This window comes from Dermacoccus sp. MPR-E5, assembly GCF_058809565.1.
In genome coordinates, this window is sequence record NZ_JBXASS010000003.1 from 37,199 (window position 1) to 59,326 (window position 22,128).

19 protein-coding genes, 1 pseudogene and 1 riboswitch are annotated in these 22,128 nt (G+C 70.3%); of the genes and pseudogenes, 11 read left to right on the plus strand and 9 right to left on the minus strand.

Annotated elements, in window-relative coordinates; translation table 11 throughout:
- Positions 1-120: 120 nt before the first annotated feature.
- On the minus strand, positions 121-540 hold the full coding sequence (locus AC1RS9_RS02685) for an organic hydroperoxide resistance protein (protein ID WP_040014430.1): 420 nt from the start codon (positions 538-540) through the stop codon (positions 121-123).
- Between the two features lie 211 nt (positions 541-751).
- On the opposite strand from AC1RS9_RS02685, the gene AC1RS9_RS02690 reads away from it, so the two are divergent.
- From AC1RS9_RS02690 to AC1RS9_RS02700, 3 genes are all read left to right on the plus strand, one after another.
- Positions 752-2,215, plus strand: a complete 1,464-nt coding sequence (locus AC1RS9_RS02690; RefSeq protein ID WP_338813308.1) for an amino acid permease — start codon at positions 752-754, stop codon at positions 2,213-2,215.
- A gap of 168 nt (positions 2,216-2,383) precedes the next feature.
- Positions 2,384-2,791: a hypothetical protein gene (locus AC1RS9_RS02695; protein WP_338813306.1), complete on the plus strand. Its 408-nt coding sequence runs from the start codon at positions 2,384-2,386 to the stop codon at positions 2,789-2,791.
- A gap of 76 nt (positions 2,792-2,867) precedes the next feature.
- Positions 2,868-3,977, plus strand: coding sequence for a malate/lactate/ureidoglycolate dehydrogenase (locus AC1RS9_RS02700; protein ID WP_038568042.1), 1,110 nt, complete (start codon positions 2,868-2,870; stop codon positions 3,975-3,977).
- A 23-nt stretch (positions 3,978-4,000) separates the two neighbouring features.
- Here the strand turns inward: AC1RS9_RS02700 and AC1RS9_RS02705 are convergent, their stop codons facing one another.
- Positions 4,001-5,320 (minus strand): S1 family peptidase, encoded by a 1,320-nt coding sequence (locus AC1RS9_RS02705; RefSeq protein WP_492920427.1) that lies wholly within the window; start codon positions 5,318-5,320, stop codon positions 4,001-4,003.
- A gap of 155 nt (positions 5,321-5,475) precedes the next feature.
- Here AC1RS9_RS02705 and AC1RS9_RS02710 point away from each other — a divergent pair, with 155 nt between their 5' ends.
- The 3 genes from AC1RS9_RS02710 (at position 5,476) to AC1RS9_RS02720 (ending at position 7,645) form a co-directional block, all read left to right on the plus strand.
- Positions 5,476-6,867, plus strand: a complete 1,392-nt coding sequence (locus AC1RS9_RS02710) for a cystathionine beta-synthase (RefSeq protein ID WP_473956353.1) — start codon at positions 5,476-5,478, stop codon at positions 6,865-6,867.
- A gap of 36 nt (positions 6,868-6,903) precedes the next feature.
- A complete protein-coding gene (locus tag AC1RS9_RS02715; protein WP_165583626.1) occupies positions 6,904-7,134 on the plus strand; it encodes a hypothetical protein in 231 nt (76 codons plus the stop codon).
- A 172-nt stretch (positions 7,135-7,306) separates the two neighbouring features.
- Positions 7,307-7,645, plus strand: a complete 339-nt coding sequence (locus tag AC1RS9_RS02720) for a DMT family transporter (RefSeq protein WP_165583627.1) — start codon at positions 7,307-7,309, stop codon at positions 7,643-7,645.
- On the opposite strand, the gene fdhD is transcribed toward AC1RS9_RS02720, so the two are convergent.
- Entirely contained in the window at positions 7,635-8,408 is a 774-nt protein-coding gene (gene fdhD / locus AC1RS9_RS02725) for a formate dehydrogenase accessory sulfurtransferase FdhD (protein WP_115296252.1), read from the minus strand. The genes AC1RS9_RS02720 and fdhD overlap by 11 nt on opposite strands.
- Positions 8,409-8,439: 31 nt before the next feature.
- Here fdhD and AC1RS9_RS02730 point away from each other — a divergent pair, with 31 nt between their 5' ends.
- Positions 8,440-9,252: a fructosamine kinase family protein gene (locus AC1RS9_RS02730; protein WP_131940970.1), complete on the plus strand. Its 813-nt coding sequence runs from the start codon at positions 8,440-8,442 to the stop codon at positions 9,250-9,252.
- A 179-nt stretch (positions 9,253-9,431) separates the two neighbouring features.
- On the opposite strand, the gene AC1RS9_RS02735 is transcribed toward AC1RS9_RS02730, so the two are convergent.
- The 5 genes from AC1RS9_RS02735 to AC1RS9_RS02755 all read right to left on the minus strand — a co-directional run bounded on the left by AC1RS9_RS02735 (position 9,432) and on the right by AC1RS9_RS02755 (position 12,260).
- Complete coding sequence (locus AC1RS9_RS02735) at positions 9,432-9,995, minus strand: nucleosidase (protein ID WP_239302941.1); 564 nt, start codon at positions 9,993-9,995, stop codon at positions 9,432-9,434.
- On the minus strand, positions 9,992-10,462 hold the full coding sequence (locus AC1RS9_RS02740; RefSeq protein WP_006944389.1) for a YbjQ family protein: 471 nt from the start codon (positions 10,460-10,462) through the stop codon (positions 9,992-9,994). The genes AC1RS9_RS02735 and AC1RS9_RS02740 overlap by 4 nt, the downstream gene beginning before the upstream one ends.
- A gap of 96 nt (positions 10,463-10,558) precedes the next feature.
- The gene (locus tag AC1RS9_RS02745; RefSeq protein ID WP_006944340.1) at positions 10,559-11,182 is read right to left on the minus strand and encodes an L-threonylcarbamoyladenylate synthase; all 624 of its coding nucleotides are present in this window, start codon (positions 11,180-11,182) and stop codon (positions 10,559-10,561) included.
- Between the two features lie 3 nt (positions 11,183-11,185).
- Positions 11,186-11,653 (minus strand): SRPBCC domain-containing protein, encoded by a 468-nt coding sequence (locus tag AC1RS9_RS02750; protein ID WP_074039236.1) that lies wholly within the window; start codon positions 11,651-11,653, stop codon positions 11,186-11,188.
- Between the two features lie 178 nt (positions 11,654-11,831).
- Positions 11,832-12,260: an OsmC family protein gene (locus AC1RS9_RS02755; RefSeq protein ID WP_006944390.1), complete on the minus strand. Its 429-nt coding sequence runs from the start codon at positions 12,258-12,260 to the stop codon at positions 11,832-11,834.
- Positions 12,261-12,289: 29 nt separating this feature from the next.
- On the opposite strand from AC1RS9_RS02755, the gene AC1RS9_RS02760 reads away from it, so the two are divergent.
- The 4 genes from AC1RS9_RS02760 to AC1RS9_RS02775 all read left to right on the plus strand — a co-directional run bounded on the left by AC1RS9_RS02760 (position 12,290) and on the right by AC1RS9_RS02775 (position 19,102).
- On the plus strand, positions 12,290-12,925 hold the full coding sequence (locus AC1RS9_RS02760; protein ID WP_115296254.1) for a histidine phosphatase family protein: 636 nt from the start codon (positions 12,290-12,292) through the stop codon (positions 12,923-12,925).
- A gap of 110 nt (positions 12,926-13,035) precedes the next feature.
- The gene (locus AC1RS9_RS02765; protein ID WP_474915944.1) at positions 13,036-14,229 is read left to right on the plus strand and encodes an exonuclease SbcCD subunit D; all 1,194 of its coding nucleotides are present in this window, start codon (positions 13,036-13,038) and stop codon (positions 14,227-14,229) included.
- Complete coding sequence (locus AC1RS9_RS02770) at positions 14,226-17,822, plus strand: AAA family ATPase (protein ID WP_474915942.1); 3,597 nt, start codon at positions 14,226-14,228, stop codon at positions 17,820-17,822. Before AC1RS9_RS02765 ends, AC1RS9_RS02770 begins: the two co-directional genes overlap by 4 nt.
- A 26-nt stretch (positions 17,823-17,848) precedes the next feature.
- Positions 17,849-19,102, plus strand: coding sequence for a pyridoxal phosphate-dependent aminotransferase (locus AC1RS9_RS02775; RefSeq protein ID WP_074045488.1), 1,254 nt, complete (start codon positions 17,849-17,851; stop codon positions 19,100-19,102).
- Here the strand turns inward: AC1RS9_RS02775 and gcvP are convergent.
- Positions 19,088-21,910, minus strand: a pseudogene (gene gcvP / locus AC1RS9_RS02780) (aminomethyl-transferring glycine dehydrogenase); the annotation flags it as partial. The gene AC1RS9_RS02775 and the pseudogene gcvP sit on opposite strands and share 15 nt — an antisense overlap.
- An 87-nt stretch (positions 21,911-21,997) precedes the next feature.
- Positions 21,998-22,093: riboswitch (glycine riboswitch) on the minus strand.
- Positions 22,094-22,128: the final 35 nt, after the last annotated feature.

The window sequence follows — 22,128 nt, forward strand, 5'->3', positions numbered from 1 at the left end:
TCCCCACCTCGAGGTGGGGACCCGCTCGTCATGTCAGTCACGCTGCCGCGGCGACGCGCCGTCGCGCAGCCGGTTTCAGTCAGCGCGGCACCCGCGCGAACCGCTCTCGGTCGCGACGCCTCAGTCCTCGCTGACGGTGACGGTGACGTCGATGTTGCCGCGCGTCGCGTTGGAGTAGGGGCACACCTGGTGCGCCTTGTCGGCGAGCGCCTGCGCCTCGTCATGCGGCAGGTCGGGGATGACGACCTCGAGTTCGACGGCGAGGCCGAAGCCCTCACCGGCCTTGCCGATGGAGACGCGCGCGCCGACGCTCGACTCCCCCAGGTCGGCGCCCGCGCCGCGGGCCACCATCTGCAGTGCCGAGTGGAAGCACGCGGCGTATCCGGCGGCGAAGAGCTGCTCGGGGTTCGCGCCGTCACCCGAACCGCCCATGGCCTGCGGGACGGCGAGGTCGAGGTCGACGCGGCCGTCGCTGGAGTGGACGTGGCCGTTGCGGCCGGCGCCGGTGGCGAGTGCTTCTGCGGTGTAGATCGGTTCCATGCTCGGTGCAACCACGCGAGCCCGCCGGCCATTCCATGACGGCGCCGCCGTCGGTGCTGCCATCAGCGCCACCGTCATGGATCGACGACGGCATCCACCCCAACGCAGCGTTATGCAACCTTGATGCGAAAGGCGTGTGTCACGTCATACCGATGAAACATCTTGCTCATAGGCTCCCCTCGACGCGTGACCACGATCAGGAAGGCAGCGCATGTCGACACCCGCAGCGCCGGTTCATGACGAACCGGCCGGCGAGCACCTCTCCCGGGGGCTCTCCAACCGCCACCTCCAGCTCATCGCCATCGGCGGAACGATCGGCACGGGCCTGTTCATGGGTTCGGGCAAGACGATCAGCGTCGCCGGCCCGTCCGTCATCCTCGTGTACGCGATCATCGGGTTCTTCCTGTACTTCGTGCTGCGCGCCATGGGTGAGTTGCTGCTGAGCAACCTCAACTACAAGTCGTTCGCCGACTTCGCGGGCGACATCCTCGGCCCGTGGGCCTCGTACTTCGTCGGCTGGACGTACTGGTTCTGTTGGATCGCGACGGCGATCGCCGACACGACCGCCATCGCCAAGTACATCCAGTACTGGTGGCCCGACACCCCGTCGTGGATCCCCGCCGTCGGCCTCGTCGCGCTGCTGTTCCTGCTCAACCTGCCGAGCGTCAAGGCGTTCGGCGAGCTCGAGTTCTGGTTCGCGCTCATCAAGGTCATCGCGATCATCACGCTCATCGTCGTCGGCCTCTACATGATCTTCACGGGCAGCTCGCACGGCGGGCAGAAGTCGTCGTTCTCGAACCTGTGGTCGCACGGCGGCATCTTCCCCATGGGGTTCATGGGCTTCGCCGCGGGCTTCCAGATCGCCGTGTTCGCGTTCGTCGGCGTCGAGCTCGTCGGCACCGCCGCTGCTGAGACGAAGGACCCGGAGAAGAACCTGCCGCGCGCCGTCAACTCGGTGCCGATCCGCATGCTGCTGTTCTACGTCGGCGCGCTCGTCATCCTCATGTCGGTGCGTCCGTGGACGGAGTTCAAGGCCGGCGAGTCGCCGTTCGTCAAGATGTTCGCCCTCGCCGGTCTCGCCGCGGCCGCGGGTGTCGTCAACTTCGTGGTCATGACGTCGGCCGCCTCCTCCGCGAACTCGGGCATCTACTCGACCTCACGCATGGTCTACGGCCTCGCCGAGGAGAACGACGCGCCGCGTGTGTTCTCGCGCCTGTCACGCAACCGCGTGCCGGTGGCTTCCCTCGCCTTGTCGTGCGGGTTGCTGCTGCTCATCGGCCTGCCGCTGCTCGGCGCGAGCGGCAGCGTCGCCGACGCGTTCGACAAGATCACGACGGTCTCCGCGATCTGCTTCATGTTCGTGTGGACGATCATCCTCATCAGCTACGTCGTCTACCGCCGTCGCCGCCCGCACCTGCACGAGGCGAGCACCTTCAAGATGCCCGGTGGCGTCGTCATGTGCTACGCGACGATGGCGTTCTTCGTCTTCGTGCTGTGGACGCTGTGGATCAAGGACGACACCCGTCAGGCGTTGCTGTGGACGCCGCTGTGGTTCGTCATCCTGCTCGCCGCGTACTTCCTCATCGTGCGTCGTCGCCCGGCGCACGAGCAGCTGCGTGCCGAGCACGCCGCGAAGGTGGAGCGGGAGAACGCCGAGGTCACGCGTCGTAGCTGACCCGGCTCGCCCACGACGACGGGGTGTCGTCCGCTCAGGCGGACGTCACCCCGTCGTCATGTCGACACGCGGCTGTGAGTCTCGTGCAGTCGCAGTCGGCTCATCCCCAGGTGTGACGGCTGTGGATGACGAACGCGGCGCCGCGAAGCCAGGCGTCAGGGTGGAGCCATGACTGCTGCGCACGAACCCATCACCGACCTCACCGAGCTCGTCGCGACGTGGACGACGCTGCTCGAGACCGCCCCTCTGCGCAGGCGCAACCTGTGGCTGATGTTCCTCGACCCGAGCGCCCGCCCGCTGCCGGCCCTCACGCAGATCGAGGGCCTCAGCCTCACCCCGGATGCCCGCTCGATCGACAGCCTCGGCGAGCTCGTGCGTCACCTCGTCGACGATGATCGCGTCCCCAGCGGCGCGGCACTGTGCCTCGAACGATCGGGCACGACCGGCGCGTCACCGTTCGAGGAGGGCTGGGCCGACGCCCTGACCCGTGAGCTCGGCGAGCACCTCGCGTGGCCCGTGCTCGTGCGCACACCCGGCGGCATCACACCCGTGCGGTTGTGGTCGAGCGCGGCCTGAGACGTGCGTCGTTCGTCGGCACCGGATCGGCGCGGGCGCCGCCCGGGCCCGATTCGCGGACGCCTACGCTGGAGACATGACGTCCAATCCTGCCGCCGTGACCACACGCATCGTCCCGCCCGCCGTGGCGCACGACCTCGTCCGCACCGTCTGTGACGCGCTCGGCAGCGACGAACGCGAGGCGCGCCTCGTCGCCGACCACCTCGTCGCCGCCAACCTCGCGGGGCACGACTCGCACGGTGTCGGCATGATCCCGACGTACGTCGGCTCGGCCGCCGCGGGTGGGCTCGTCGTCAACGCCGAACTGGAGACGGTGACGGACGCGGGCGCCGTCCTCGTCGTCGACGGCGTGCACGGCTTCGGTCAGGCGATGGCGTTCGACGCGATGGCGGTCGGCATCGAACGGGCCCGCGAGTACGGTCTCGCGCTCGTGGGCCTGCGCAACTCCCACCACGTCGGCCGCATCGGTCACTGGGCCGAGCAGTGCGCGGCGGCGGGGCTCATCAGCATCCACTTCGTCAACGTCGGCGGCAGCCTCATGGTCGCGCCGTTCGGCGGCAGCGACGCCCGTTTCAGCACGAACCCGTTCTGCGTCGCCTTCCCGCGTGTCGGTGAACCGACCATCCTGCTCGACTTCGCGACGAGCGCCATCGCGTACGGCAAGGCGCGTGTCGCGCACAACAAGGGCGTCGAGGCACCCGAGGGCAGCCTCATCGACCACGAGGGGCGCCCGACGGACGACCCGTCGGTGCTGTTCGACGAACCGCACGGCGCGCTGCGTGCCATGGGTCTGCACAAGGGCGGGGGCCTGGCCATCATGTGCGAACTGCTCGGCGGCGCCCTCACAGGCGGGCTGACGACGCGTGAGGAGACGGCGCACGATGCGACGTCGATCTACAACTCGATGACGAGCATCCTCATCGACCCGAACGCACTCGGCTCACTCGACTCCGGCGCGGCCGACGCTTTCCTCGAATGGGTCAAGGCCTCCCCCGCGCCCGCCGGCGCCGAGCATGGGCCGCTGCTGCCCGGCGAGGTCGAACGCGCCACGCGCGCCACCCGCACCCGCGACGGTCTGCCTGTCGACGAGACGACGTGGCGCGGCATCGCCGACGCGGCGCGCGCCGCAGGCGTCCCCGACGACGACACCACCCTCGCCGCCTGGAACGCCTGCGCCGCCGCCTGAATGCGTCAGAGCTCCTGAGCGCGTCAGCCCGCCGTCACGCTGACGTCGTCGACGAGGAAGCTCGTCGCGAGGTCGGCGTCCTCGCTCTCACTGAAACGCAGCGTGACGCTGCGGCCCTTGTACGCCGACAGATCGACGGTGTGACCCACGTAGTCGCTGCTCGCATCGAGGTTCGAGGCTGACGCCACACGCTTCGTCGAGGTGCCGTCGACGACGTCAAGACTGAACGTGTCGTAGGCGCGCGAGCCGGTCTCGGCCGTCACGACACGGCTCCAGTACGTCAGCGTCGGGGTCTTCGCGTTCGCGGGGATCGTGACGCTCTGGCTGAGCGATTCGCTGACGCGTCGGCCGTTGCCGCCCAGCCACGCCTTCGCCGCGCCGCCGTGCGCGGCGTACGTCACATCGGTCGTGATGGCGCCCGTCGTACCGCCCCAGCCGCGGGTGCCGGATTCGAAGTCACCGTTGACGAGAAGATTCGTGTCCGGTGTAGGAGTCGGCGTCGGGTCGGTCGGCGGCTGCGCGGGCGTCGCGCCGAACAGGGTGCAGCCCTTGAGCCCGAGGTCGATGCGCCCGGCGGTGAAGCACGCGGTGAGCGGGTACGTCTGCTGACCGTAGCTCTGGCCCTGGTGGACGCTGACGTTGCCCGCCGCGTCGACCTCGCACGGATTGTCGAGTGTGCAGCGCTCGCCGTCGTCGTTGCCGGTGTTGTTGATGCCGATGACGGTGCCGCTCGTCGCATCGACGATCGGCGAGCCGGAGCTGCCGTGCGGCGTCTGGCACGTCGAGTAGCGGATCGAGTCGTTCATCGTGTAGCCGCCCTCCTTCAACTGGTACACGAAACCGTTGATCGCGCAGCCGTAGTGCTGCTTCCAGTAGCCCGACGGAATGTCGATGCTCGCCTCGTCGCTCGGGTGCGTGGCCGCAAGCGGGCGAGCGGTGACGTTCTTCGCCGCGAGCTGCGCGTACGTCGACGTGCTGCGGTACACGGCGACATCGGTGCCCGTCATCGTCGCGTACTGGAGGCGATCGAGTGTCAGCTTCGTCACGGTGTGCGCGTCGCTGCCGCCGAGCACCGTCGCCGAACGTGTCACGGCCTTGTCGTAGATGAACGTCGACGGCTCCGGCATCGTGCCGATGCAGTGCCCGTTCGTCAGGACGAGGGCCTTGTCGGTGTCGGCAGCGCCGGGGAAGCGCACGAGCGAACCCGAGCAGTTGTCGAGCGCGACGATCGCGTCGTACGTGGCGAACCGCGTCGCGGCGCTCGATGCGGGAGCCGAGGCGAGGGTGGCTGCGCCGAGGACGGCGCTGAGCGCGACCAACGGGATGCGGGTGCGAACGGCCATGGGGATCTCCTGGTGATGAGGCGGGCGCACCCGCGTCGACACGGCGTTGTCACACCGCAAGTCACACAGTAGAACGACAGGTCATGTCCAGGTGGCGTTGAGCTTCGGAGAATTCTCGCCACGCCCCTACCGGCACGGCATGAAATGATCCAGCCATGAACTATGCGGAGAGCGTCGTCGATCTGGTCGGAAACACCCCTCTGGTCAAGCTGGGCACCGTCGCGCGTGAGGCGGGCGTGCGCGCGACCGTCCTCGCGAAGGTCGAGTACTTCAACCCCGGCGGCTCGGTCAAGGACCGCATCGCCCTCAAGATGATCGAGGCGGCCGAGGCCTCCGGCGAGCTGAAGCCCGGCGGCACCATCGTCGAGCCGACCTCGGGCAACACCGGCGTCGGTCTCGCGCTCGTCGCGCAGCGCAAGGGTTACCGCTGCATCTTCGTCTGCCCCGACAAGGTCGCCAAGGACAAGATGGACGTACTGCGCGCCTACGGCGCCCAGGTCGTCGTCACGCCGACGTCCGTCGCGCCCGACCACCCCGATTCGTACTACTCGGTCTCCGACCGCATCACGCAGGAGACACCCGGGGCGTGGAAGCCGAACCAGTTCTTCAACCAGCACGGCCCGCAGTCGCACTACGAGACGACCGGCCCGGAGATCTGGCGCGACACCGACGGGCGCGTCACGCACTTCGTCGCGGGCGCCGGCACGGGCGGCACCATCTCGGGCACCGGCCGCTACCTCAAGGAGGTCAGCGCCGAGCGCCCCGAGGCCGACGGTGGGCCCGTGCGCATCATCGGCGCCGACCCGGAGGGCTCGATCTACTCGGGCGGCACCGGGCGTCCCTACCTCGTCGAGGGCGTCGGTGAGGACATGTGGCCCGGCGCCTACGACCCGTCGGTGCCGGACGACGTCATCACCGTCAACGACGCCGAGGCGTTCGCCATGACGCGTCAGCTCGCCGAGAAGGAGGGCCTGCTCGTCGGTGGTTCGAGCGGCATGGCCGTCGTCGCCGCGCTACGCGTGGCGAAGGACCTGCCCGAGGACGCCGTCGTCGTCGTGCTGCTGCCCGACTCCGGGCGCGGCTACATGTCGAAGATCTTCGACGACGCGTGGATGAACTCCTACGGCTTCATCACCGGCGAGGGCAAGCGCACCGTCGGCGACGTGCTGCAGGCCAAGTCCGGCGACCTGCCCGACCTCGTCCACACCCACCCGCAGGAGACGATCCGCGACGCGATCGACATCATGCGCGAGTACGGCGTCAGCCAGCTCCCCGTCGTCGCCGCCGAGCCGCCCGTCATGCTCGGCGAGGTGCGCGGCGCCGTCAGCGAGCGCACGCTCATGGACCTGTTGTTCGCCGGGGACGCGCAGCTCAGCGACGCCATCGCCGACCACCTCGGCGAGGGCCTGCCGCTCATCGGCCGCGGCGAACCGGTGTCGGCGGCGCGCGAGGCGCTGCATGACGAGGGCGCCGTCCTCGTCGTCGACGGCGGCCGCCCCATCGGCGTCCTCACCCGCTTCGACCTGCTCGAAGCGCTCGCGAACTGACGCCGGACCCTGGCGTCAGGACGCAGGAGTCCCGCCGTGAATCGCATGCCGGTCGGGGCGCAGTTCGTGTTGCTGGCGCTCATGTGGGTTCGAGCTTCCTGGTCACGAAGGTCGGCCTCGAGGTGGCTGTCCGTTGTGCAGGTCGTGCTCGCCCGCATGGCGAGCGGCGCGCTCGCGCTGCTCGCGATCTGTGCGGTGCGGCGCCAACCGCTCCCGCGGGATCGTGCGGTACGAGGCCACCTGCTCGTCGTCACGATGCTGTTATGAGTCGTGCCGTCTCTACTCTTCGCGTGGGCCGAGCAGCACGCCTCCTCCAGCCTGGCGAGCATCTAAGACGTGACGACGCCGCTCATGACGATGATCGTCGCCGTCGCGGCGCTGCCGGAGGAACGGCTGACCGCGTGATCGCGCCATCGGCCTCGTCCTCGGCTTCGTCGGCGTGCTCACCATCCTGTCGCCGTGGCACTCACTCGGCGGTTCGAGCGCGACGGGTCAGCTCGCGTGCCTCGCCGCTACCGCGTGCTACGGCCTCGGCTTCACCTACCTGCGCAAGCAGATCGCTCCGCGTGGGCTGCCGGCGCTCGCCGTCGCGTGCTTCCAGGTCTCGCTCGGCGCGCTCGTGCTCACGCCGTTCGTGGGCCGCGGCGAGGTGCACCTCAGCTGGCGCGTCGTGCTGAGCATGCTCGCGTTGGGCGCACCTGGCACGGGCATGGCGTACGTGTGGAACACGATCGCGAGAGGACGCGGCGCCGTCGAGGGCTCGTCCGTCAGGCGCTGACGCGGTCGGCGCCGGCGTAGACGTTGAAGTGGTCGCGGCGCATCATGCCGACGAGCACGAGTCCGTATTCCTCGCACAGATCGACGGCCATCGAGCTCGGCGCCGATACCGCGACGATGCCGCTGACGCCCGCCGCGACGGCCTTCTGGACGATCTCGAAAGACACCCGGCCGGACACGACGAGCAGCCGATCCGTCGCGGGCAGCTCACCCTCCATGAGGGCGCGACCAAGCACCTTGTCGACGGCGTTGTGACGCCCGACATCCTCACGCACCGGCCCCAGCACCCCGTCGTACGTCGCGAGGGCTGCCGCGTGCAGCCCCCCGGTGCGTTCGAAGGCACGCTGGCCGCGGCGCAGAGCGTCGGGCAGTTCGCGAGCGACGTCGGCGCTCAACACCTTTTCGCACGTCGCGATGGCGGGTCCGAGCGTCAGCTGGTCGGCGCTGCACACGCCGCATGCCGCGCCGGTGACGAACGAGCGCGGACGCGGTGGTTCGACGCCGGCGGCGAGGGTGATCTCGATGGCGTCGGTCTCGTTCTTCCAGCATCCGCGCAGCTGACGGATGTGCTCCGGCGCGCTCGTTCCCGACTCGACGAGCAGCCACCCGGCGGCGAGTTCGGTGTCGTGCCCGGGCGTGCGCATGAGGACAGCCAGGGTCGTGTCGTCGAGGTGCAGTTCGAGGGGCGCCTCGACGACGAGGTCGTCGGGGCGACGGCTCATGCCCCCGGCGTTGATGCGGTGGACGGGGCGGCGCGTGGTCATCTGCGGCACCTCGCGAGCGTACTCTCATCGCATGAACGGACGCGAGAACACGTACGTGAAGCAGCGAGCCGGCGCGCCGTCCGGCTTCTTCGCCACGGAGGCTGCGGGGTTGCGGTGGCTCGCCGCAGCGAGCGCCGATGGGGGCGTCGACGTCGTCGAGGTGCTCGACCAGGACGCCACGTCGGTGACGTTGGAGCGCCTAGACGAGGCTCGCCCGAGCGACGGCGTCGACGCGGCCGCGGCCCGGTTCGGTGCTGCTCTGGCGGCGACGCATGCGGCGGGTGCCCCCACGTTCGGTGCGCTGCCGCCCGGCGCGTCGACGTACTTCTTCGGTCCGCTCGATCAGCCGCTCACGCTCCCCCATGTCGAATCGGCGACGTTCGGGGCGTTCTACACGCAGGCCCGGCTGCGACCGGTGCTGGAACGCACGCGGCTGGCGGGACGCGACGCTGACCTCGCGCAGCGCGTCTGCGGCGCCGTCGAATCGGGGGCCGTCGACACCTGGGGCGCCTCGGGTGAGTTCGTGCGGCCCGCCCGCGTACACGGCGACCTGTGGAGCGGCAACGTCCTGTGGACGCGCGGCGGCGCCGTCGTCATCGACCCCGCGGCGTGCGGGCACCACCCGCTCGCGGACCTCGCGATGCTGACGATGTTCGGCGCCCCCGGGCTCGAGGCGATTCTCGATTCCTACGCCGAGGCCGCCCACCTGCCCGACGACTGGCGCGAGCAGCTGCCGCTGCATCAACTGTTCGGCTGGCTCGTCCACCTGCACCTGTTCGGCGCAGGCTACGCCGAGCCCGTCTCGCGGGCCCTCGGCGCGTCGGCCCGGTTGTTGGGCGTGTGAAGCCTTGGCGGCGCGCGCTCAGTCGCGGACCTCACGGTCCATGGCACAGCGTCTGACCGTGGCGTTGCCCCGCTCCTGACGGCTTGCGACGCGACGGCCGACCGTATGCTGATGCCGCTCGCGAGCCGCGGAGCCAGCGCTGCCACATCCCGCGGCGCGTGCGTTCGCCCAGCGGCGCGTCAGGTGGACGAGACGTTGGCGGTGAACCAGGCCGCGAGGTCGCGCGCCGAGGTGTCGACGAGCGTCGCCCAGTCGAACGCGGAGGCGTCGGCGTCGTCCGAGACGTGCTTGACGACGCGCACGGGCACGTCGAACGCCTGGCAGGCCGCGACGACGGCGTAGCCCTCCATGTCGACGAGCGACGCGCGCTCGGCAAGAGCATCCCGCACCTGTGCGTCGCTGACGAACAGGTCACCCGTGGCCAGGACGAGCTCTGGGTCTCCTGCCCCGACGTCGAGGCGCTCGCGCACGTCGTGGCCGAGGGCGCGGATCGCGTCGGCACTGATGTCGTGGTTGAGCACGACGCCCGGCTCGAAGACGCCGCGCATGCCGGGGCGCAGGGCTCCACATGAGCCGAGGTTGACGACCTGCAGCCCCGCCCGTTCCTGCGGCGTGCGCTCCGCGAGTGCCCGCGTCGTTGCGATTGCCGCCGCGGTCTTGCCCAGGCCGGTCAGGACCACGTCGACGTCAGCGGGAAGATAGCGCGTCTCGCTGGCCGCCGCGGCGACGACGAGCGTCGTCACCGCTGTGCGTCAGCGTTGCCCTGCCACTGCTGCGAGGGCTCGCCCGAGCCGCCCGCGAACTGCTGGCCCATGCTCTGCGACGCCGGCGCATTCCACTGCTGCGCCCCGCCCTGCTGACCCTGGTGCGCCTGCTGCCCGCCCTGCTGGCCGTCAGGTGCGATATAGACGGCCGTGCCGTAGGCGCACACCTCGATGCCGGTCTGTGCGAACTCGTTCGTCTCGAAGCGGAATGCCACGACGGCGTTCGCGCCGCGCGCCTGCGCCTCGGCGGCCAGGCGGGACAACGCTTCACGGCGGCACTCGACGAGCAGTTCGGTGATGCCCTTGAGCTCACCACCGGCCATGGCCTTGAGCCCGGCGCCGATGTTGGAGCCGATGTGGCGCGAGCGCACCGTCAGGCCGAAGCACTCACCCATCGTCGCCTCGATGCGGTGACCGGTCACGTCGTTCGTCGTCACGATGATCATGACGTCGAGTCTAGGCGGCACGCACCGTCCGCGGGGGTGGATCGCCGCGCCTTCTCCGGCCCTTGTTCCAGGCCCCGTTCGCGCGGCGACGCGGCGTCAGCCCTCGAAGCGCGCGACGTCGCCGGCACCGACGCGCAACACGGTCGGCGCCGCGTCCGTGTAGTCGATGACGCTCGTCGGGCGCGGCTCGACCTCGTCGGCATCGATGACGATGTCGACCTCATGGTCGAGCGCGTCCTTGACGGCCCAGCCGTAGGTGAACGGTTCGTCCTGGTCGGGCAGAATGAGCGACGTCGACAGCAGCGGCTCGCCCAACTCCGCGACGATGGCGCGCGCGATCGGATGGTCGTCGAGACGCACCCCGACCGTCTTCTTCTTCGGGTGCACGAGCTTGCGCGGCACCTCCGCCGTCGCGGGCAGGATGAACGTGTACGGCCCCGGCGTCGAGGCCTTGATCGCCCGAAACGCGGCGTTGTTGAGCTGTACGAGCTGACCGAGTTGTGCGAAGTCCTCGCACACGAGCGTGAAGTCGTGCTTGGCGTCGAGGTGCCGGATGCGCACCATGCGCTCCTTGCCCTCGGCGTTGCCGAGCGCGCAACCGAGAGCGAAACCTGACGACGTCGGGTAGGCGATGAGCGCGCCGTCACGCAGAGCGTCGACGACCTGACGAACGGTGCGCGGCTGCGGGTTCTGGGGGTGGATGTCGAGGAAGAGCGCCATGCCTCAGGCTACGCCGCGCGGATCACGCGCCGCCACCCTGATCCCCCGCGCGTGACGGCGGGTGTGGGCGACGAACTCGGCGAGGATGAGCGGCCAGTCGCCGTACCGGGCGCGCGCGCCTGCGTTGTCGTCGTCCCAACCGTCGTGCTCGAAGGTGACGCGGGTGCCCCATTCGCTGTCGCTGAACCGGACGCTGACGCGGCTCGGATGACGATGCTCGCCGCGGCGCCAGCAGTCGAAGACGATCGACGAGCGCAGGTCGACGCTGACGACCTCGCCCCACGCGCGATCCTCGCCGCCGATTCGGAAGCTGACGGTCCCGCCCGGACGGGCCTCGATGACGACGCCCGCATGACGCGCGGGGTCAGGAGTCTGCAGCGGCGGCCACCACTTGCTGATCTCGCCGACGAACAGGTAGAACGCGGCCGCCGGCGGCACCGGGACGTCATGGGTGAGCGTGATCTTGTCCACCGACGCATCTCCCTGGCTCTCGACAGCAGCCCGCACACTATGGCACGGGCGACGAGGTCGGATGGGGATTCGCACCCACCCGATCCGCAGGGTCCGATTCGTGGGACGACGCGCGGCAAGAACGCGTCCGGGCAGCGGGTCCGGGGACAGCGTCAGGGCGCCGCCGCCACCGCGGCCGTCATTCGGCGACGTGCATCCTCACCTCGGTGGGCAGCACGACCGTGCGGCTGACGGTGCACAGCTTCTCGTGGGACAACTCGACCGTCTCCGGGTAGACCTTGCGCGCGGCGTCGCCGGCGTCGCCCTCGGGAAAACGGACGGTGAACGTCACGTCGATCGGGCCCATGTGGTTGCCCTGCTCGTCGCGCACCTTGTCGCCCTCGGCGACGACGTCGAACTGCGTCGGCTCGCTGCGGCGCGTGGTGAAGATGTCGACGTCGATGGCACTGCACCCGGCGATCGCGGTGAGCAACAGCTCGACGGGCGTGAAGTCGGTGTCGTCACCCGAGCCGAACTCGAGGGTGCCGCCGCGCGCGTTCGTCGCGACGAAGCGTCCAGCGCTCGTGCGGGAGATGCTGACGCTGCGGTGGGGGTCGTTGGCGCTCATACGCCCATCGTGCCACTAGGCTGCCAGGCGTGCCCGACGCAGCCAGCCCCAACGCCCCCCGCCCCGACTCCGGACGCCTCGTGCTCGTGCGCCACGGCGAGACGCAGTGGTCACGTGACGGGCGCCACACCGGCACCACGGATCTGCCGTTGCTGCCCGCCGGGGAGGCCGTCGCGCGGGCGGCCGGGCAGGCGCTCGCCGGACACCACTTCGTCGCGGAGTTCGTCTCCCCGCTGCTGCGCGCGCGGCGCACGGCCGAACTCATCGGGCTGCAGAACCTCGAGATCGACGACGACCTGCGCGAGTGGGACTACGGCGGCTACGAGGGCAAGTCGACGCCGCAGATCCGTGAGGAGGTCGGGTACGACTGGGAGATCTTCGCCGACGGCGTCATCCCTGGCGAGACCCCGGGTGAGACGGTCGAGGACGTCGCCGCGCGCGCCTCGCACGTGCTCGCACGGGTGCATCCGCTGCTGGAGCAGGGCGACGTCATCCTCGTCGCCCACGGGCACCTGCTGCGCATCCTCGCCGCCGCGTACCTGCGTCAGCAGCCGCGCTTCGCGGCGTCGCTGCAGCTCGACGCCGGCGCCGTGTGCGCCCTCGACACGCACCACGGAATCCCGACGATCGCCTCGTGGAACACGACGCACCTGCCGTCGGTCTGAGGTCGTACCTGCGTTCTGTGCCCTGGTCGCACGAGCTGTGTGACGTCGATTCAGGCTGCTTCTTCCGCGGGATTCCGCGATTGTCGGCGCTCACCTCTAGCGTGTGAGACATGCGCATCCTGCACACGTCCGACTGGCACCTGGGCCGCTCGTTCCACGGCGAGGGCCTCGGTGAGGCTCACTCCGCCTACTTCGACCATCTCGTCGACCTCGCGCGCGACGAGCAGGTCGACGCCGTCCTCGTCGCCGGAGACGTGTACGACCGGGCGCTGCCCAACCCGCGCACCGTCGAACTGCTCGACGACGCCCTGTGGCGGTTGCTCGACACCGGCGCTCGCGTCGTCGTCACCTCCGGCAACCACGACTCGGCGTCCCGGCTCAACTTCGGCTCGCGCATCATGGAGCATGCGGGTCTGCACATCCGCGCCGCCTATGAGGGCATCACCCGGCCGGTGGCGGTGCCGCGGCGCGGCAGCGACGAGATCGCCGGTCACGTCGTCGCGCTGCCCTACCTCGAACCGTCGGTAGCTGCGGGCGTGTTCGGCCTCGATGAGGGAACGCATCGGGCGGTGCTGAGCGAGGCGGTCGCGCGCTCGCGAGCCCAGGTGCCTGACAACGGCGCGCCCGTCGTCGCGATGGCGCACGCGTACTTCGCCGGGGCGACGACGAGCGACTCAGAGCGCGACATCAGCGTCGGTGGCCTCGGCCAGGTACCCACGTCCGTCGTGTCAGGCTTCGACTACGCCGCGCTCGGGCACCTGCACGGCCCGCAGACGCTCGAAGAGCACGTGCGCTACAGCGGCAGCCCCGTCGCGATGTCGTTCAGCGAGGCAGGCCACACGAAGGGCACGTGGCTCATCGACGTCACACGTGGTGCCGCGCATGGGGAATTCATCGAGGCGCCCGTGCACCGCCCGCTCGCGACGCTCGTCGGCGAACTCGACGACCTGCTCGCCGAGCCCGCACTCGCCCATGCCGAGGCGGCTTGGTGCCAGGTGACGCTGACCGACGAGATTCGGCCGGCCGCGGCGATGGATCGGCTACGAGCCCGCTTCCCGCACACCCTGCGGCTCTCCTTCGAATCGGCCCGCAAGGATGATGCGCCGCTCACGTACGCCGAGCGCCTCGCCGGGCGCGACGACGTCGAGCTGTGCTGCGACTTCCTCGCCCACGTGCGCGGGGGACGCGGTCCCAACGCGACCGAACGCACCGCCATCGGCCACGCCGTCGCCGCGGCGAACCGCCACGACGCCGAGACCATGCGCGACGACGGCTCGATGTTCGACCTGGAGGCCCTGCGATGAGATTGCACTCGCTCACCCTCGAGGCGTTCGGGCCCTTCCCCGGGCGCGAGCACATCGACTTCGACGCCCTCGATCAGGGCATCCTGCTCATCAACGGTCCCACCGGCTCCGGCAAGAGCTCGCTGCTCGACGCCATCGCGTTCGCGCTGTTCGGCGACGTGCCCGGCGCCCGCAAGTCGCTGCGTCAGAGCCTTCGCAGCCACCACGCCGAACCGTTCGCCGAGCCGCGCGTCGAGCTCGAGTTCAGCGTCGGACGCACCCGCTGGCGCGTGCAGCGCACCCCCCAGTGGGAGGCGCCCAAACGCCGCGGCACGGGCACGACGACGCGTCAGGCGTCGGTGCTTCTCAGCCAATGGCGCGACAACGCATGGCATCTCGTCTCGCAGCGCATCGACGAGGCCGCGGACATGATGAGCGACACCCTGGGCATGCGACTCGAGCAGTTCGCGCAGGTGGTGCTGCTGCCACAGGGCGAGTTCGCTCAATTCCTGCGCGCCAAGCCGGAAGATCGTCGCATCCTGCTCGAACGCCTCTTCGACGTCAGCCGGTTCGACGCCGTCGAGACGTGGTTCACGGAGGCGAAGAATCAGCGTGCCCGCGAGCGCGACACGTCACTCGAACGCATCCGCAGCCACCTGACGATCATCGACGACGCGCTCGCCCGCCTCGACGAGCCCCTCGAGGCGCCGTTCGACGTCAGCGTCGATGCGCCGAGCGCCGACGCCGTCAGCGCGGGCGTACCCGAGCTACCCGAGCGTCTGCGCGCCGTCGTCCGTGAGGTCACCGAACGCCGCGACGCTCTCGAGCACGCGGCGCGCACCAATGAGGTGCGCGCGCGACGTGCGAGCCGTGCCGCCGACGACGAAGCCGCCCGCACCCTGCTGCGCGCACGCGCCCAGGAGGCGGCGGATGTCATCGCCGAATGGCCCGCCGACCGGCTGGCTTCGGTGCGCCGCACCCTCGACGACGCGGCGTCTGTGGCCGGGGCGCTGAGGCTGCACGCGCGCGCCGGCGCCGCGGCTGCGGATGCCGAACGCGCGGTGGAGGCCGTCACGCGGGCCGAGACGGCGCTGCGCGAACGGGGCGTGCACGTGCCCGAGAGTGGCTGGCCCTCCCCCGAGCTCACCGACGGCTGGTTCGAGGCGGTGAGTGACGCGCTGCGTCACGCCGAGTCGAGCGCACGCGATGTGGCATCGGCGCAGACGCGCGAGGTTCGTGCAGTGGCGCAGCTGCAGGACGCCGAGGCGCGGCTCGCCGAGGCCCAGGCGGCGACCACGCGGGCCGAAGGGGCCGTGACGCGCGCCGGCGAGCAGCATGACCAGGTCGCGACGCTCGTGGCGACGCTGCCTGACCCGTCAGATGCGCGGGCTGCCCTGGCGCGACTGAGCCGTGAGGCGGCGCGTCGCCCTGAGCTGGCCCACGCCCTCGCGAAGGCTGAGGCACGCGAGACCGAAGCCGTACGCGCCCACGCGGCGGCGGAGCGCGAAGTGCTGCGGCTGCGCGAGGCGCGCCTGGCCGGCATCGCGGGGGAACTGGGTGCAGCTCTCGCACCTGACGAACCGTGCCCCGTGTGCGGTTCAGCCACGCATCCGAGCCCGGCGAGCCCCGCCGATGACGCTCCCGGCGCGGAGCAGATCGAGCAGGCCGAGCAGCGGGCCGGCGAGGCCGACGCGGCCCGGCTGCGCGCCGGCGCCTCCGCGAGCGCGGCCCGTGAACGCCTGAGGCACCTCGACGAGGCCGTGACCGCGCATCACGACGAACTGCGCGTCGCGGTCGAGGCGCTCGCCGACGATCTGTCGACGGCACGCGCGCACGATGACCCGGCGCAGCTGCGTCACCTCGACCACGTCGAGACCACCGCGCGCCGTCTGGGCCATGCCGACGCGCTGAGGACGTGGCTCAGCACCGATGATGATGACGACGCACGAAAGGACGTCGTCCTGGCGGCCGACGTTCCGGGCGACAACGGCACGCCGGCCGGCGACGTACAGAACCACGATGCTTCGCTTGACGGTGGCGCCCAAGCCGACGATGAGCGGAACGACGATGCACCGGCCGAAGACGCGCGGGCCGGCGAGGCTTTGGCCGACGCCGTCACGCGCGCGCTCACCGACCTCACGACGACGGCCGCTGCACTGTCTGCCGAAGCAACCCAAGCACGCGCGGCGCTCTCGAGCGCAGAAGCCGCCCACACGAAGGCACTTTCCGCGCTGAGCGCGGCCGAGGAGCGTTGCGTGGGAGCGCAGAGCGCCGTTGGTGAGGCTCGAACTGCCACGGAGCACGCGCTCGGCGTCCTCACCACTGCGCTGCAGGCGGTCCCGTCGGCCACCCTGGCCGCTCTCGGCGTCGATTGGCCGCCGCGCAGCGCGGCCTCCGGGACGGGTTCGTACCAGTCGCAGCAGCCGTCGAGCCCGGCGGCGGGCTCGACGCCGCCGGGGTCGCTGATGCCGGCGCAACGCATGGAGGCAGTCGCCGACGGGCTCGGCGCGCGCGCCGAGGTGGCGAAAGACCAGCCCGGCTCCCCCGCACCGCTCGAGCCGTCGCTCGTCGCGGCGGCGCTGGCGGCCGTCACCGAGCGTCGACGCCTCATCGATGACGTCGAGCGCGCCCAGCGCGACGCTCAGCACGCGGAGCAGGCCGCCAGCAGTGCCGCCCAGGCCGTGGCGGACGAACTCGCCGTCGCCGGACACGACACGATCGAACAGGCGCGCGCACTGGCCCTGCCCGAGGACGAGCGCGCCCGCCTCGACGCCACCTGGAACGACGCCGTCCGCCGGGTCGCCGCGGCACAGACGAGCCTCGAGGACGAGCAGGTGCGCATCGCAGCCTTCACCCCGGCCGCCGATCCGGCGCGGCTCACCCAGCGTGCCGAGGTGCTGACCCGCCGGGCCCAAGAGGCCACGACGGTCGCCGTCAAGTGGCAGCAGACTCAGGCCGTGCTCGACTCGGTGCGCCACCAGGTGGCCGACGCCGTCCGCACCTATCTGCCGATGGCCGAGCGCGCCGCGGAGACGGCCGAACTCGCTGCGAGCTTCACCGGCACCGGCGAGAACACCCGCCGCATGCGGCTGACGAGCTACGTGCTCGCGGCGCACCTCGAGACGGTCACGCAGATGGCCAACGAACGTCTGGCGACGATGACGGACGGGCGCTACCAGCTGCGCTACACCGACGAACGAGCCAAGGGCAACCAGCGCAGCGGCCTCGGGCTGCTCGTCGTCGACGCGTGGACGGGGCGCTCACGCGACACCGCCACGCTCTCAGGCGGCGAGGCGTTCATGGCCTCCCTCGCCCTCGCACTCGGCCTCGGCGATGCCGTGCGCGCCGGCTCAGGCGGCCTGGAACTGCACACGCTGTTCGTCGACGAGGGGTTCGGCAGCCTCGATCAGGACACGCTCGAGCAGGTCATGGAAGTGCTTGACTCGCTGCGAGAGGGCGGACGGCTCGTCGGCGTCGTCAGCCACGTCACCGAACTGCGCGCCCGCATCCCCACGCACGTCGAGGTCGTCAAGACCTCCGAGGGCTCGAGCGTGCGGACGACGTCCGCGCCGGGGCACGCCGCCGTCCCGAATGCCGTGTCTACCACGCCCTGAGCGACGCGGTGTGAAAACCTGTGCTCATGCGTGCGATCCGACAGTCGAACAAGCTCCAGAACGTCCGCTACGACGTGCGTGGCCCGATCCTGGAGGAGGCGCAGCGGCTCGAGGCCGAGGGTCACAAGATCCTGAAGCTCAACATCGGCAACACGGCGCCGTTCGGATTCGAGGCGCCGGAGGCGATCCTCGCGGACATGAAGCACCACCTGCACCACGCGCAGGGCTACAGCGACAGCCGCGGCATCTATTCGGCGCGCACGGCCGTCGCGCAGTACTACCAGAGCCGCGGCCTCAAGGACACGCAGGTCGAGGACGTCTACATCGGCAACGGCGTCTCCGAGCTCATCACGATGGTGCTGCAGGCGTTCGTCGACGACGGCAACGAGATCCTCGTGCCCGCCCCCGACTATCCGCTGTGGACCGGTGCGGTCTCCCTCACCGGCGGTACGCCCGTGCACTACCTGTGCGACGAGGAGAACGGCTGGAACCCGGATCTGGCGGACATCGAGTCGAAGATCACCGAGAACACCCACGCCATCGTCATCATCAATCCGAACAACCCCACGGGCGCCGTCTACTCCGAGGATGTCGTGCGCGGCCTCGTCGACATCGCGCGCCGCCACGACCTCGTCGTCATGGCCGACGAGATCTACGAGAAGATCCTGTTCGAGGACGCTGTGCACCACCACGCCGCGACGTTCGCGGGCGATGACGTCCTGTGCCTCACCTTCAGCGGCCTGTCCAAGGCCTACCGCGTGTGCGGTTACCGCGCCGGCTGGGTCATGATCTCCGGGCCGAAGCACCTCGCCGAGGACTTCCTCGAGGGTCTGACGCTGCTCGCCAACATGCGCATGTGCGCCAACGTGCCCGCGCAGCACGCCATCCAGACCGCGCTCGGCGGCTACCAGTCGATCAACGAGCTCATCGGGCCCGACGGCCGCTTCTACGAACAATCGATGCTGGCCTGGCGAATGCTCAACGAGATCCCCGGCGTCAGCTGCGTCAAGCCGATGGGCTCGCTCTACACCTTCCCGCGCCTCGACCCCGAGATCTACCCGATCGACAACGACCAGGACTTCGTCATCGACCTCCTGCGGGCCAAGAAGATCCTCGTCACGCACGGCACGGGCTTCAACTGGGTCGCCCCCGACCACTTCCGACTCGTCACGCTGCCCGACGTCGACGTGCTCGAAGAGGCCATCGGACGCATCGCCGACTTCCTCGAGGACTACCGCCACCGCGCCGGCACCGCCGACCTCGTGCCCGAACGCGCCTGACGGCAGCAGACGACGAACGGGCGCCCAGTACTTGCTGCGCGGGTCGGTCGAGCCCGGGTAGACGGCGTCGCGACGCTCGTACGGGTGCTCCCAGTCGCTCGTCAACGACTCCGCGGTGTGCGGCGCGTGACGCAGGGCCGACTCGTCGGCGGCGACCTTGCCGTCGATGACGTCCTGGATCTCGGCGCGGATGGCGAGCATCGCGTCGACGAATCGGTCGAGCTCCTCGAGCGACTCCGACTCCGTCGGCTCGACCATGAGCGTGCCCGCGACGGGGAAGCTCATGGTCGGGGCGTGGAAGCCGTAGTCGATGAGGCGCTTGGCGACGTCGTCGACGGTGATGCCCGACTCCTTCGTCAGCGGACGCAGGTCGAGGATGCACTCGTGCGCGACGAGACCGTCGGAACCCGCGTAGAGCACCGGGTAGGCCTCGCGCAGACGCTTCGCGACGTAGTTGGCGTTGACGACGGCCATCTGCGTCGCCTTCGTCAGCCCCTCGCCGCCCATGAGACGCACGTACGCCCACGAGATCGGCAGGATGCTCGCCGAGCCGAACGGCGCCGCCGAGATCGGGCCGACGCCCGTGGCGGGACCGGCCTCCGCGAACAGCGGGTGGTTCGGCAGGTGCGGCGCGAGGTGCTCACGCACCGCGACCGGGCCGACGCCGGGGCCACCGCCGCCGTGCGGGATGCAGAACGTCTTGTGCAGGTTGAGGTGCGACACGTCGCCGCCGAACTTGCCCGGCTGAGCGAGCCCGACCATCGCGTTGAGGTTGGCGCCGTCGACGTACACCTGCCCGCCGGCCTCGTGGACGAGGCTGCAGATCTCGGTGATCGTGTCCTCGAACACGCCGTGCGTCGAGGGGTAGGTGATCATGATGGCCGCGAGGTTCTCGCCGTGCTCCTTGAGCTTGGCCTTGAAGTCGTCGAGGTCGACCTCGCCCGAGGCGGCCGTCTTGACGACGACGACCTTGAGGCCCGCCATGACGGCCGACGCCGCGTTCGTGCCGTGCGCCGAGGCGGGGATGAGGCAGATGTTGCGGTGCCCCTCACCGTTCGCCTCGTGGTAGGCGTGGATCGCGAGCAAGCCGGCGAACTCACCCTGCGAGCCGGCGTTCGGCTGCAACGAGATGTCGTCGTAGCCGGTGATCTCGCACAGCCAGCCCTCGAGGTCGGCGATGAGCTCGCGGATGCCCTCGTTCTGGTTGGCGGGCGCGAACGGGTGCAGGTGCGCGAACTCGGGCCAGGTCACTGCTTCCATCTCGGTCGTGGCGTTGAGCTTCATCGTGCACGAGCCGAGCGGGATCATGCCGCGATCGAGCGCGTAGTCGCGGTCTGCGAGACGGCGCAGGTAGCGCAGCATCGCGGTCTCGCTGTGGTGGCTGTTGAACACCGGGTGCGTGAGGTATTCCTCCGTGCGCTCGATCTCCTTCGGCCACGCCGTGTTCTCCGCCGCCTCACGGGCGCGGAAGCCCCACGCGGCGCCGAGCGCATCGAGCTCGTCCTCGCTCGTCGTCTCGTCGACACTGACGTAGACGGTGTCCTCATCGGCCTTCCACACGTTGACGCCGTGCTCGAGCGCCGAGTCGACGAGCGACTGGGCGCGGCCCTCGGCGCGCACCGCGAGGGTGTCGAAGAAGGTGTCGTGCTCGACCTCGAGGCCGGCCTTCGGCAGCGCCGCCGCGAGGCGGCGAGCGGTCTCGTGGACGCGCTCGGCGATCGCCTTCAGCCCCTGAGGGCCGTGGTAGACGGCGTACATCGACGCCATGACGGCGAGCAACACCTGGGCGGTGCAGATGTTCGACGTCGCCTTCTCGCGGCGGATGTGCTGCTCACGCGTCTGCAGCGCGAGGCGGTACGCCTGGTTGCCGGCCGCGTCCACCGAGACGCCGACGAGGCGGCCCGGCATGTTGCGCTCCAGCCCGGAGCGGACGGCCATGAATCCGGCGTGCGGGCCACCGAAACCCATCGGGACGCCGAAGCGCTGCGAGCTGCCGACGGCGACATCGGCTCCCCACGAACCGGGCGAGGCGAGCAGCGTCAGCGCGAGCAGGTCCGTCGCGGCGGCGATGAGGGCGCCGTGCTCGTGCGCGGCGTCGGCGAGCTTCTTCCACGCGACGATCTGACCGTCCGCCGCCGGGTACTGGACGACGACGCCGAACACGCTGCGACCACCGGCCGCCTCGACGAGGGCCTCGGGCGAGTCGACACCGCGCAGGTCGGCGACGATGACGTCGAGCCCGAGCGGGGTCGCGCGGGTTTGCGTCACGGCGATGCTCTGCGGCATGACCTTCGCGTCGACCAGGAGCACCGCATCCTTGGGCGCCTTGCTGACGCGGCGCATCAGCGTCATCGCCTCGGCGACGGCGGTCGCCTCGTCGAGCAGCGACGAACCGGCCGTCGCGAGCCCTGTGAGGTCGGTGACGACGGTCTGGAAGTTGAGCAGCGCCTCGAGGCGGCCCTGGCTGATCTCCGGCTGGTACGGCGTGTAAGCGGTGTACCAGGCCGGGTTCTCGAGGATGTTGCGCTTGATGACACCCGGGGTGTGCGTGCCGTAGTAGCCGAGGCCGATCATCGAGGTGAGCACCGCGTTGCGCGACGCCTTCTCCCGCAGCTCGGCGAGGACGGCGGCCTCCGACGGCGCGGCATCGAGGGCGAGGGGGCGCTGCTGCGCGATCGTCTGCGGCACCGCACGCGCGATGAGATCGTCGAGCGAGCTCGCACCGATCGTTTCGAGCATGTGGTCGAGATCGTCGTCGCCGGGGCCGATGTGGCGGGCGACGAAGGGGGCGAGCGATTCGCTGGTCATGGAGGACTCCCGTGACACGTCGTGGGTGACGGCCAGCCGTTTGGCTGGCTACTCCCCCTCTGTCACACGCACGCGCTCCAGAGTTGCTTCACCTGGACGGTCCACTTCGCCTGAGAGGTTGCGGGGAGGCTTGCCCCTTCGGCGCCCGTGCTCGCGGCAACAGGTCTCTCCCGACAGGTTCGACAGCGAACACCACAGTACCCGACACCCCTCGCGGG